Consider the following 13174-nt stretch of genomic DNA (forward strand, 5'->3'; position numbering starts at 1 on the left):
TCAATTAATTTTCACAATGGCACCGGAAAGATCGACCATCGCCCCGGCTTTTACAGCGGTCATACCGTTGCCCTTGATATTAACCAGCGTGCCCTTAAGCTCAGCATTGACAACACCTTCCACCGCTGCGCTGACCCCGCCCTTCACCGTTGCTGAAACTTTGCCGTCTATGTTCACCTGTACCCCCGAGATCTCTACCCCCGATGGTGACAGGGTGACCGTGCTGGGACCACATTTGATCTGCACCGAACTGCCAGACAGGCTGATACTGCTGGCCCCGACACTGAGCTTGATGGCGGTTTTGCCTGTGGCACTGATATTGCCGGCATCCATATCAAGACTGCCGGTGGCGCTTTCTGAGATACTTCCCTTGCTGGTGATATTCACATCGCCGGTACTTCGGGTATCCGTTGCACCCCGAACCTCAAGGCTGTAGCTACCATCCGTTTTCTGCTGGTAATTACCGGCAGTATCCAGCATGCAGTCTGCCCGGGTCCGGGTGGTGATATTCCCGGTGACTTCCGTGAGTTGCTCGCCCTCTATCTTATGGCTGTCGTTTTCCTTGACGGTTCTTTCCGATGTTTTCTCCACAAGTGTCGTATCTTTACCTTTGATCACACGGCTATTGTCGTTTTTGATCAGGATGGAACGATCTTTTTCCGCCTGAACATACATCAGTTCTTCACCCTTGTGGCAATTGAAGCGCAACTCACTGAAATTATCGGCTCCCCCTTTTGGCAATGATTTGAGTTTTATCCCCTGTTCCATACCGGATTTGTAGGGCTGACGTCGCTGACCATTATAAACTGTGCCCACAACCACAGGCCGGTCCGGATCATGATCCAGAAAACTTACCAGCACCTCATCACCCACCCTGGGGGTAAACTGGCAACCAAAACCATCCCCGGCCAGAACCTGGGCAACCCTTATCCAGCAGGAGCTATTCTGATTGGCCTGCCCCTCCCGGTCCCAGTGGAACTGGACTTTTATCCGGTGAAACTCATCCAGGTAGACTTCATCCTTTTCAGGCCCAACGACAGTGGCACTGTGCAGTCCGGGCATAGGCGGCTTTGTTACAGCCTGCCTGGTTTGCCAGGGGGTTTTCAGGGGAATACAGGAAAAACCGTTGCTGTACTCCAAACTGCGCCCGTCTTCTGCCGTCACCATGACATGATTGACCAGCCTGAGCAGGTAGTGTTGCTGTTCCTGACTGTCCGGGTGATGTTTCAGGGCAAAGGTTGTCCCTGCCGCAAACCCGGTCAGGGTACTTTCTCCCTCCACTTCACTGAGCCGGGTATCCAGCGCCTCCTGACGTTTCTCCACCACTGCCCCGCCCTGTTCCCGGCTGGCAAAAGCGCCGGGGTAAAAATACTGCTGCAACCGTCGGCGATGGGGCATGCTTTGCTGGCTTTTGACTTCATCAGTCAATATTGGCCACCCCGTGGTCATATTGTAATCTGCTGACTGTACCGAGCCCGCCACCATCCAATAACCGTGGACCCAGCGGGTAATGGCCCGCTCCAGCCGGGTACTGTCCACAAAATATTCAATATCACTCTCCCCGCAGTCACTGAACACCCGGTTCGTTTCTCCGACAACCAGCTGATGTCGGCCATTATCCTGCCTGAAATAATAGAACCAGCCCCGCGCAGCGATCAGCCGACAGATAAAATCCCAGTCACTTTCATTGAACTGAACACAGTACTCAAGGCGACTGTCGTTGTTGGTTTTCAACTGAAGATCCGATTGAAAATCATGTTCACGACAGATCGAAGTAATAATGTCACCGGTCTTCTTTTGTTGAAAAATACGACAATTGGTCCGCTGCTGGAGAAACCAGCACCAGGGGGAAACCAGCAATTCATAGTGAAGGTAGCCCCGACTGGCCATCAGGCCTACCTGGCGAACCTGGACACAATACCCATGAAAATACCTCTGCCGGACACGGTCTGAACCCCTGCCGGGCTGATAGCAGAACGTGATTTGCTGCCCCAGCAACGCAGTTTCTGACAGTTTCCTGGCCAGAATCACCGCGCGGTGCTGAAAAAGGTCATCCAGCTGTTCGCTGCTGTGCAGCTCTGAGACAATCCACTCATCTCCCTGTTCCGAGCGGGCAGTCAAAGGCCGGGCATGTATCTCAAGGTCTTTCATTGGCTAACTGTCCGAAAGATTCAGGCATAAGCAAGCTGCCCGGTCTTGATATCCCTTTTAATAACGTCAAAAGCAATGCATTCCCCGGTCTGCAGAGTCTTTTTCAGTCCGGCATAATCCTTTGCCGCCCGCAAAAGAGCCGTCATATCCTCTGCCACAACCTGTTTCTTACGCTCTCCCCGGACTGTTTTACTCTGCAATACCGTCCCGTCATCCTTGGTTATCTGTTCCGTGGCGTATTGAAAATATTTCGACTGGGCATTGCCGACAAATCCCTCAACGACATTGATCTCATTGATCCCCATAACATCCCCGTAACCATTAAAACCGGGCACCCGTGCTGCCCGTTTCTGTACCGCATCGGCCTCCAGGTCAAGATTGCTGACCAGGGCTACCATACGACCACGACAGTCCATATAGACCTGACTCAACTCGGCATCTGAAGCCCTGTCATTCAGAAATTGAGCAAAGGTGATCAGCCGCCGGGTATGCACAGAACCGGGGTTGTAGTGCTTCATGGTTTTTGCCAGTTTCATCAGGGCCGGCATGGCAATGGCGTCATACCCGACCAGCAGAAGGCCTCTGGGAGAAATGATGCAGCTGGCGCTGATACTGGAACCTACCCCCAGCGTGGCCCCGGCTGAGGTGTCAAAGCTGACTTCATCGATGGACGCCTTTGCTGCCAGTTTTGCGGCTATGCCGACCCCGAATGACATCGACTCCCTGGCCTGCAGGGTAAAGATATTCACCCCCCTGCCGGGGTGTTGCAAAGCTACTTTCTGCTCAGAACCAAACTCAAAGCCGGCAAACAGTTTGCCCCCGATATCCATCCCTACCCCCTGACCATTGACGAAGCACTGCAGGTTGCCCGCGGCAATACCACCGGCAAACAGGTCGCCACCCAGTTCCACTTCCGCCATCTGGCCAACGGTCACACTGCCCTGTCCATTCATCACGACAGCGAGGGAAACCTCCCCTTCAAGATCGGCTTTAAGTCCATGAAATCCCCGGGTAGCTGACGTAGAATTTTCGATCAGGTCGGTCTCCACAGCCGATTCCTGATAATTGTTCACCACTCCTGCGGTTGTCCCTGCACTGCCCCCGGCCCTGGCGTGAACTTCAGCACTGCCACTGGCGTGGACTTTTACCATGTCCAACTCACCACCCAGCAGACGACGAAGGTATTCTCCTTTGACCTTACAGGAGTAGGTCAGTTCATAATCAATATCTGCCCGCAGACTGGCCTCAGCGCCAATGCCTGCTGCCGCACTGGCCCTCAGCTCATCCATTCGGGCTGCGCCAGACGCATGACCGGAGGCCTGACCACTGGCTTGCAGGTTACCTTTCAGGGATTGTTTCAACCGGCCCTGCTGCCACTCCTTTTCAACAGACAAATCAGCACTGCCAGCGGCCGATACCGATGCCTCACTTTGTGCACTGCCCTCGGCCAGCCCGATAATCCCCTTGCCAAAGCCGGTGGTGGTGCTCCCGGCACTGCGTGCTACCGAGGTGCTGCCCTGGTACATCCCCACCGTGTTGGAGTTCCATTCATACCAGGTGGTCCAGTCCGTATCCACCTCCGTCATATACTGGTCATGGACCCTTGCGGCACTGGCCGCCAGCAGCTCGTAGCGGAGCCGGGAAACCGCCAGTTCCGCCAATGTCCAGGAGTGGTCGGTTTTGTCTTTTTTGATAATGTCCAGAAGATCAATTTTATTGGTGATAATCCGGGTTGCCAGGGTATTGCGGATCATGCGCTTGACCCTGGTCTGTTCCACGGGCGATGGCTGGTAAGCGGCCAGATGTTCAGGAAAATTTCGACTGGCACAACCCACCAGGATTTTCCATTTGGGGTGCGCCAGTATTTTTCTGGGGTCCGTGGTCTGGAGTTCACCTTCCAATGTCGTATAAACAGTATCAACCGCTTCCTGAAAGTGTTCGACACGGGTAGCTTTCTGATAGCCAAACAGCTTTTTCTCGCCCATCTCCCGGGTCCAGCCGTCAACCAGCTGCTCAAAGAGTGAATCATTGATATTAATCAGCTTTCTGGTGGGACCCAGTTCCAGCAATTCGGTGAATCTCATGGTGGCTGTACCTTACTCACGCCTAACCAATGGTATAAACAATCCGCTGGTTATCCAGCCCAACGGTAACTGAAGCAATGTGTTTACCCTCTGCCATAAAGGCCAGACATTCCGCCGCCAGCTGCGGCATCAGGTTCCTGTTGATCTGTTGCTCGATAGCCCGCGCACCGATCTGTGGATTGCTGTGCCATTGCACCAGCTGCTGAACCACGGCATCATCCACACGCAAACTGGCACCATATCGGCTGGCCAGGTTGTGCTCTATCCTCCCCAGGGCCAGACGACAGATTCTGGTCAGATCAGGTTCGCTCAGGGGCAGATAGGGAATAATGGTTACCCTGCCCAGAAAGGCCGGTTTGAAATAGCGCAGCAGTTCATCATTGATGGCCGCCAGAATGGTATCCCTATCCGGAATACCTTTACCCTGCCGCTGAAACTGAGCCACCAGGTCGCAGATTAACCCGTCAGCGGCATTGGCAGTCATAATGATAATGGTCTGGCAAAAATTCACTTCCCGCCCCTCACTGTCCGTCACACGGCCCTTATCAAAGACCTGGTAGAAAATATCGTGGACACCGGGATGAGCTTTTTCCATTTCATCCAGTAACAATACTGAATATGGACATCGTCGTACGGCTTCGGTCAGTACACCACCTTCACCATAGCCCACATAACCTGCCGGGGCTCCCAATAACATTGAGACTTTATGTTCCTCCTTGAACTCGGTCATATTCAGTACGGTCAGATTCTGTTCACCGCCGTAGAGCTGATCGGCCAGGGCCAGGGCTGTTTCTGTTTTTCCCACACCAGAAGGACCGCACATCAGGAAAACCCCCACCGGCTTGCGTGGATCTGATAATCCGGCCCGGCCAATACGGACACTTTGGCTGATCCCTGAAATGGCATCGTCCTGACCAACCACCCGCTGGCACAGGTTCTGTTCCAACAACATCAGTCGTTCAATTTCATCCCTGAGCATGTCGCCTGCGGGAATGCCAGTCCAACCGGATACCACTTCCGCCACGCTGTCGGCATCCACCCGGGCAAACACCAGCGGCCGATCCTTACGGCAGGCCTCAAGTTCCTGCTGTAACGCACTGAGTTTATTCAACTCTTCTGTTGCCACCGGCACCTCGTTGGTTAACAACTGCTGATCCACCCGGGCCGACAGGGGAAGTATTTTTGCCACTATCCCCTGTTCCTGCCGCCAGCGTTGTTCCAGCACCTCACCCTCGGTTTTTGCGGTTGCTATTTCCTCCTCCAGCAGGGCAATGCGTTCAGCCACCGCTGCCCCGATCACCCGGTCTCGTTGCAGCTCCCGGAGTTCACTGGTCAGGGCCTGCTGATGCTGGCGCAGGCGCTGCAATTCAGCGGGGGTGGTATGGCGGGAAAGACTCACCCGGGAGCAGGCAGTATCCAGCAGGCTGATGGCTTTATCGGGTAACTGTCGTTCAGGCAGGTAGCGGATCGACAGTTGCACAGCGGCCTGCACCGCGTCCTCATGAATACGCACCAGGTGATGTTTTTCCAGCAGTCGGGCCATCCCACGGGTCATCCGGATGGCACTGGTTTCGTCCGGCTCAAGTATTTTCACCGGCTGAAATCGGCGGGCCAGGGCCGCATCCTTGTCAAAATATTGTTTGTATTCCGACCAGGTGGTGGCCGCAATGGTTTTAAACTCCCCCCGCGCCAGGGCCGGTTTCAGCAGATTCGCCGCATCATTCTGACCGGCAGCACCACCGGCCCCCACCAGGGTATGGGCTTCATCAATAAAGACAACAATGGGATGATCGGACTGCTTGACTTCATTAATGACATCCTTAAGCCGGTTTTCAAACTCCCCTTTAATACTGGCACCAGCCTGAAGCAACCCCAGGTCAAGACTGAGAATTGTCACTCCCTGCATAGTTTCCGGCACATCACCCAGCACGACCTGCTGGGCCAGCCCTTCCACCACAGCGGTTTTACCGACGCCGGCATCGCCCACCAGGATCGGATTGTTCTGCCGGTGACGACAGAGAATATCAATGATCTGCCGTATTTCCCGGTCACGGCCAATAATGGTGGGGGACCTATTGCTTAATGAACCGGATTCTTCCAGAGCCACACGGGCGGCATCGGTCATATTGATGGTGTATTTATCCAGTGCTGACTGACTGCCAGGCGGTGCCCTTCCCTGTTTATCCGGCACTTCCGGTTGCCGGGCCAGGCTTTGCAGTTTTTCCCTGGAAATTTTCCCCAGCTCCCGGGTGAACTGGGTCTCTGTCAGGGTAAAACTATCTTTGGCCAATAGCGCCAGAATCAGGTGGTAAGAGGTCATGGTATTCTGCTGGAAATTCACCGACGCCAGCAGCCAGGTATCCTGAATCAGGCTCACCGTGGTTTGGGCCAGGGCCGGGGTGGCCTGATAGCCTGTGTTAAGTCGATCCAGCCGTTGCTCCAGATCATCCACGATCACTTCCCGGGCCAGCTGCTGGCTATGGATAATCCGATCCATATCACGGCCCGGTTCCCGGAACAGTTGCAGCAGCCAGTGATCCGGTTCAACCGTCTGATGCCCACGGTGAACACAGAGTCCGGCAGCCATTTCCAGAGCCTGGCGCAGCTCCGGTGATAAATGACCAACCAGGGTTTTCAGTTCCACCTGTTGCATAAATCGAACCCTTGGGAGTTGTCTGGAAATAACTTCCCTATTTTCATTGCCTGACTCCGTTCGGACTGAGCTTGTCGAAGTTCGGTGGCACGACCCTTCGACAAGCTCAGGGTGAACGGAAATCGGGAACTTATTAAAAGACAATTCCTTGGCTGTACTCCAGCTTAAAAAAAACGGCTGCCCCACTTACTGGATTGATGTTCCGGGAAATCCACCGTGACTCTCTGCTCTGGATACAATTTCGATAGCAGACAGCTGAGACGCCCAAGACGGGCAGTGTGGATAGCCGGTCTGGCAGACAATTGCGGTGCAGACAGGCAGTGACGCGGGCAATTAATCTGCAGTCGGAAGCGAACCAGGTTGGCAAAATAGATGCCGCACATCTCCATAATGGCCGGTGCCAGCTGTCGGTCCCGGGTGATCGCCTGGTACTCTGCCCCGGTATTGATCACAATCACCACGTAAACGCAGGAATACAGCAGATAGCCGGAATGGCCCAGCAGGCAGCTCGCTCCCAACCGGCCCACACAACGGCTGCGATAACCCACCCGGGAGTGCAATTGTGTACGACAGTCTGGTGCCACTGGTATTCTCATCGGGGGGGGTGACTCCAGACGGAATTTCAACGAAAAATAGTCCTCCAGGATTAACGACAGTAATTTCAGGTTGGAGGTTTTCCGGCCAATAACGGCGATGTAGCGCACCAGGTTATTCACCGGGATAGTTTTCGGTGAGGGCAATCCGCCCAGTGCCAGCAGCCGTTGTCTCGGGCTCTGGGCACTCCCCGGTTTCTGTTCAAACAGCACGGACAGGCTGGAATCCAGGGTAATCTGGCTGGTGTGTCTGAGGATCTGGTCATTAAAGAGGGAAAAAAAGCCTGATATGCTCTCAGGCGTGTCCTCCCGGCCTCCACTCAGCCGCATCTGCTTTTCCAGATCCTGGTAAACATAAGGCAGTGTGCCGTAATAACCGTGCAATGCCGGCTGGGTAGATAGCAGACGCCAGCCGCTGGCAACTCGACACACCTGGTACAATTCCCCACAGGGAAAGCGATAAGCCGGATCACAGGCAAAGCGCAGCGACACCTGCGCCAGACCATCGCCACGGTGTTCAATGGGCTGGGGAATCTGCCCCAGCACCCGCAGGGCCTGGGCGGCCTGCCAGCGCCAGGGTTCCTGCTGCAGGGAGGTAATCAGCGATTGATCTGATAACCATGACGGCGTGTACATCGAATATATTCTCCCTGATGCCCTTTCAGCTGAATGACCACCTGGATAAAACTGTGGAAGCCGGCAAAACGAACGGCCAGATAGTCCAGCAGGTTGCTGAACATCATGATGCTGGATTGTTTCAGTTTGATCGGGTCCAGCTCAAACACCACTTCACTGCCCTGCAACAGGCACTGGTGGCCATCAATACGAATCTGCGCCACCTGTGGCTCTACCCGAATGGCTGACATGGATTCCAGCCAGGCGACCCCTGTCGTTGTTTTCCGCTGCGCGTACATGGACAACAGGTTACGGAATTGTCTGGCCGGGTCCCGGGCCTGAAATATTGAGACAATGTTTTCGCTGAGCAGCACCAGCAGATTGAGCCGGGTCTGAATATCCAGCTTGCGAGCGACGGGTGCCGTAGGCCGCATCAGCAGCCTGACGTCGGTGGGCAGAATAATATTATCCAGACACTCAAGCCCGGGATTGGCCGGCAGGTCCAGCACCTGATTACCGTTGCTGCAAGTCACATGGGGAGACAGCACCATCACCTGATTCCGGCCGGGGTCCATATCCGTGTGGCTAATCTCCAGATGACCATAACGCCCGGTATCCACATCCACCGGCCGGTGCAGCCAGAAGCAGTGATGCTCACCGTCGTTATGTTTCAGGCCATATAACGGCGGCAGAACCACCGGCTGCTCACCGGTAATATCCAATACCTCTGTGACCGCCTGGATCTCCACCGTATTGGGACTATAGCTATCGGGGATCAGGGGATAGTCCAGCTGCCGGTGATCAACCACCACCGGTTCGGCAATATGGTCAAACAGGTTGACCAGAGGGGCGCAGCCCTGCAGAAAGCGAAGCTGGTCTACTCCCAGCAGCATTTCATCGGGCATATTTTCCAGGCAGAACAGCAGGCTGACCTCACGGCTGTCGAACTGTTGCAGTTGTGTCCCGATCCCGTTCAGCCGGAACCCGAAAAACAGCTCCGGCAGCGAGAGCAGTTCAGTCACCATCTGGTAGTCAGAAAAAAAAGTATGTTCCTGGCTTAACAGCCGGTCGCCTTCGCCAAAACCCACCGGTGCAAATGATGCCAGGGGTAGCTCATGGTAGCGGCCCTGCCGGTCCACCAGCAGAATCCTGCACAGATCCCGGCATAGCAGGTCATACATCAGCGTCTGCAGGCGGGCGGTACCCCGAAAATAGATGGTCAGCCCGTAGTCATCCGCCAGTTCATTGAATCGCCGGGACTCATCAATCATGGCAAGATCCAGCCCGAGCATGGCCACCGCCAGTTCCGGGCAGGGAATGTTGTCCCGGCCAAAGGGGCGACGCTCAATATGGGTACTGACAATATCAAACGGGCAAAGCTCCAGCTGGCGGGTAGTCCGGAACTGGCAGTAGCGATCATCATCGATATAAGCCCGGAAGCGGGTGCCCTGTGGCAGGGTCTTCACGGATGACTGGTCAATATCGGGAGCAACCCGGATCATACTGACGGAAGGCAATGGCTGCACACACAGGGGAAAAACCACCTGGAGCAGGTCAATGGAAATCTTACCGGACTCCCGGGCTGCCTGACGTGCCATTCTGGCGGTCAGCAGGGCAAACGATTCCATCACCCTGGCCACATGGGGATCATCCACCGTGTCATAGCTGATCCCGAGGCTCTGGGCCTGCTGGGGATGCTGTTCGGCAAAGTGCCGGGCCCCCTCCCAGAGCAGGGTCAGTTCCCGTTCGTACCAGGCCAGCAATGAATCAGGCAATGCCGTTCTCCTCTTGACCCGAAATAACCCCCATACCCAACTCCTCAGTGTTGACAATATCCACCCGGGCATCCGTCAGGTTCAACACTGAATCGAAACCCACCGGGACCCGCTGCTGCCGATCCACCAGTACGCCTTCAATATGAAAACGGATACTGTTGACCCGCTCATTGAGGGCCACCATCTCCACCACAACCTCCGTGAGCCGTGGTTCGTAATACCGCAGCAGCACCTCAATCTCTCGCGATAACCGACTGGCCTGAAAGTAGCTGCGACCGAGATGATCAACCGACAGGCCATAGCGCAGCAGCGACCGCCGGGCGAGCGGATAATCATCACCCGGAGCCAGCAGCGGCTGGCGGGATTCCAGCAGAAACCGGATATTTTCCAGCACCGACAGGCGCAGGTCTGTGGTGCGCTCACCGGATGGCTCTCGGGCCAGCAACAGCTCCAGCAGACTGACGCTCATTCCGTCTCCCTCAACTCGCTGGTATCGGTTTTCAATAGCAGACTGCTGTTAATGACATCGAACTGGTACTGGGGCTGCAGCTCAACTTCACAGTAATAGATACCCAGGCTCTCATTGCCATGAATCGTCACCCTGGATTTTTTCAATGGATAACTGGCCAGTACCGAGTCGTCGGCGTAATCGGCATTGGAGGTGTAGCCCTGCAGCCAGGTGTTCAGCTCCCGCTGGCAGGATACGGCGCTATCGTAGCTGCCAATATGCTCTCGGATCAGCACTTTCAGATAGTGCCCGAAACGGCAGCCGATCAGTGTCGTCTGCAACATATTAATAATCCGTAAATCATCGCCTTCCCAGCCGGACTGATGGAGCGAGCAATTGCTGAAAAAGGCCAGATCGCCACTGAGATAAACGGTGGTCAGGGGGATAAAACCCTGACCGCTGTAAAACTCTTCCAGAGAGTCAGTGAGCCGCAGCCAGGCGGCGGCGGACACTGTCGCACGTTTTTTCACCAGTGCCCCACCCCGCTCACCCGGTACCCTGAGGAAGCCAAACCAGCGAATCCGGTTAAACTCCTGCAGGACATTACCAGCAAAGGCAAAAGCGCTATTGCCCCACAGGTAATCACTGCCAACGCCGTATACCGGGTGCTCATTAAAAAGGATTCCCTGGTAACAGTGCTGCCAGGGTGTCCTGAGCAGCACTTTGGGAAAGGCCAGCCCGAGAAAACGACTGCAACCCAGGCTGCGCAGTCGACGCCAACCGGCAAAATCCTGACTGTTGAGAATACGCTGAACCCGTTCCGGATCGGTCCAGACATCAATATCGCTGGTGCCGAGAAAGTTTTCTGACACTGTCATCACCACCGGACAGAGGGATTCCTGGCCCAGCTCCGCCAGCAGCTGCAGGGTATACAGATCATCGTAACCAGTGACCTCATCCACCTCCGTGGTAATCGCCTGGTCCACCACCAGCAGCCCAAACGGATGGCCGCCAAGGGTATTGAGCTCCTGCCGGTTAACCAGCCGGAACAGCACTGACGTCTGTATACTGGTACTTAAATTCAGATCATGGGACAGTTCAGCCCAGCTCATACTCAGGAGCCGCACCCGTACCGGAGCCACACCGGGTACCGCATCCATCATATACAGCAGACCACGCCACAATGACTCCAGTGCTTTAAAACGAGGGTGCTGAATGATAGTACAGAGCTGTTCGGCCACCTCTTCATCAATAGCGGCCACCAGTTTTTGTACCAGTGCCTCGGCCTGTAGCGAACCATTCATTAGCCCGGAATATTGGCCACCATCCGCAAAGAGGTGGTCAGCTCTTCCATCTGCAACCAGGGGCGCAACCAGGCGATGGCAGAATAACAGCCGGGGCGGCCTGCCTGTTCCTGTACCATTATTCTGGCTTCCCGCAGCGGCGTTCTGGCCCGGGCTTCATTACCCACGGCGTTGGGGTTGGTGTAGAGACCGATCCAGGTGGACAGGTCTTTCTCCACATCCACCGGGTCCATGGCCGAACCGATTTTGTCCCGGCCCATCACCTTGAGATAGTGGGCAATCCGGGAACTGGCCATCATATAAGGTAACCGGGCCGAAATGGCCGCATTGGCCGTGGCATCAGGATTGGTATATTCCTTCGGCCGATTCAGGGTCTGAGCGCCCATAAACACCGCGTAGTTGGCATTTTTGTAATGCACCATGGGCAGCAGCCCCAGGTCCGACAGCTCCTTTTCCCGTTCATCGGTCAGGTTAACTTCGGTAGGACACTGTTGTACCCGGTCACCGGCTTCAGAGACATAGGTGTAATTGGGCAGGTTCTCCACCTTGCCACCATTTTCCAGCCCACGAATGGCGGTGCACCAGCCAAAAGCGGTAAAGGCATTGTTGATCAGCAGCCCCATATCATAGGCAGCATTACTCCAGGTGAAATCGCGGTTGGAGCGTGGCCGATGCACACCATCCCGGCCTTTGGGAAACTCCTCGAAGTTAAACCCCCTGACCGGACTGGCAGCCTCGCCATAGGGCAAACGGGCCAGGGTCCGGGGCATGGTCAGGGCAACATAACGGGCATCATCGCTGTCCCGGAAGGCATTCCAGCTGGCGTAGGCAGAAGCATCAAACCCTGCGGCCACCGGCCTGCCTGCCCCCAGCTTGCGGATATCATCAAATTCAAACAGTCCGGGCGATGCGGCGGCAATTAAGGGTGAATGGGAAGCGGCAGCCACCACCCCCAGGTAGCGCAGCAAAGCGACATCTTCATCATTGTGGCTGAAGGTATAGTCAGCCAGCAGGACACCGTAAGGTTCCCCCCCTGCGGTACCAAACTCATGCTGATAAACCATATTGAACAGACGACTGCGGTCAATAGCTGGGGCCTCTTCAAACTGCTCCAGTAACTCATCCCGGGTGATATCCAGCACCCTGACCTTCAACCGGGAACCCAGGTCGCTGTTACGGATCAGCTTATTAAGACCACGCCAGGAGCCTTCCAGCTTCTGAAATCCCTCCTGATGCAGTACCTCACTGAGTTGCCGGGATATCTTATCGTCCAGGGCCGCCACCGCCTCTTCAATGGTTTTGGTCAGGTTTTTGCTCCAGACCACCGTCCCTTCCAGGGCCTGGCGGGTCAGGGTAGCCAGCAGATTCCTGGTGGTATCCGGTGCCGTTTGCCCGGTAGCGGCTATGGCCCGGTCCAGAAAGCTTTCTGCCAGTTCCGGGGTTGCCTCAGTGGCAGACGCCTCAGCCTGTTCATCGCTCATATCAGTTCACCATGTTTTGCACCACAGAGATTGCAAAGACCTCTATGGAAAAGGAAAAAATCTCACATTT

Annotated in this window: 8 protein-coding genes; all 8 read right to left on the reverse strand. The window is 55.3% G+C overall.

Annotated elements, in window-relative coordinates:
* Positions 1-2151 (reverse strand): type VI secretion system Vgr family protein, encoded by a 2151-nt coding sequence (locus tag ACO6UY_RS15985; RefSeq protein ID WP_422448073.1) that lies wholly within the window; start codon positions 2149-2151, stop codon positions 1-3.
* A 20-nt stretch (positions 2152-2171) separates the two neighbouring features.
* The gene (locus tag ACO6UY_RS15990; protein ID WP_422490572.1) at positions 2172-4235 is read right to left on the reverse strand and encodes a hypothetical protein; all 2064 of its coding nucleotides are present in this window, start codon (positions 4233-4235) and stop codon (positions 2172-2174) included.
* A 22-nt stretch (positions 4236-4257) separates the two neighbouring features.
* The gene (tssH, locus tag ACO6UY_RS15995) at positions 4258-6888 is read right to left on the reverse strand and encodes a type VI secretion system ATPase TssH (protein WP_422490574.1); all 2631 of its coding nucleotides are present in this window, start codon (positions 6886-6888) and stop codon (positions 4258-4260) included.
* A gap of 164 nt (positions 6889-7052) precedes the next feature.
* On the reverse strand, positions 7053-8117 hold the full coding sequence (locus ACO6UY_RS16000; protein ID WP_422459740.1) for a type VI secretion system baseplate subunit TssG: 1065 nt from the start codon (positions 8115-8117) through the stop codon (positions 7053-7055).
* Positions 8081-9871 (reverse strand): type VI secretion system baseplate subunit TssF, encoded by a 1791-nt coding sequence (gene tssF / locus ACO6UY_RS16005; protein ID WP_422448081.1) that lies wholly within the window; start codon positions 9869-9871, stop codon positions 8081-8083. Before tssF ends, ACO6UY_RS16000 begins: the two co-directional genes overlap by 37 nt.
* Positions 9864-10340 (reverse strand): type VI secretion system baseplate subunit TssE, encoded by a 477-nt coding sequence (gene tssE, locus ACO6UY_RS16010; RefSeq protein ID WP_422448083.1) that lies wholly within the window; start codon positions 10338-10340, stop codon positions 9864-9866. The genes tssF and tssE overlap by 8 nt, the downstream gene beginning before the upstream one ends.
* Entirely contained in the window at positions 10337-11623 is a 1287-nt protein-coding gene (locus ACO6UY_RS16015) for a type VI secretion system contractile sheath domain-containing protein (protein WP_422448085.1), read from the reverse strand. Before ACO6UY_RS16015 ends, tssE begins: the two co-directional genes overlap by 4 nt.
* Positions 11623-13104, reverse strand: a complete 1482-nt coding sequence (tssC, locus tag ACO6UY_RS16020; RefSeq protein ID WP_422448087.1) for a type VI secretion system contractile sheath large subunit — start codon at positions 13102-13104, stop codon at positions 11623-11625. Before tssC ends, ACO6UY_RS16015 begins: the two co-directional genes overlap by 1 nt.
* Between the last annotated feature and the right edge of the window lie 70 nt (positions 13105-13174).

The sequence above is a fragment of the Endozoicomonas sp. ALE010 genome (assembly GCF_049310165.1).
In the GTDB taxonomy this organism is placed as follows: Bacteria; Pseudomonadota; Gammaproteobacteria; order Pseudomonadales; family Endozoicomonadaceae; genus Endozoicomonas.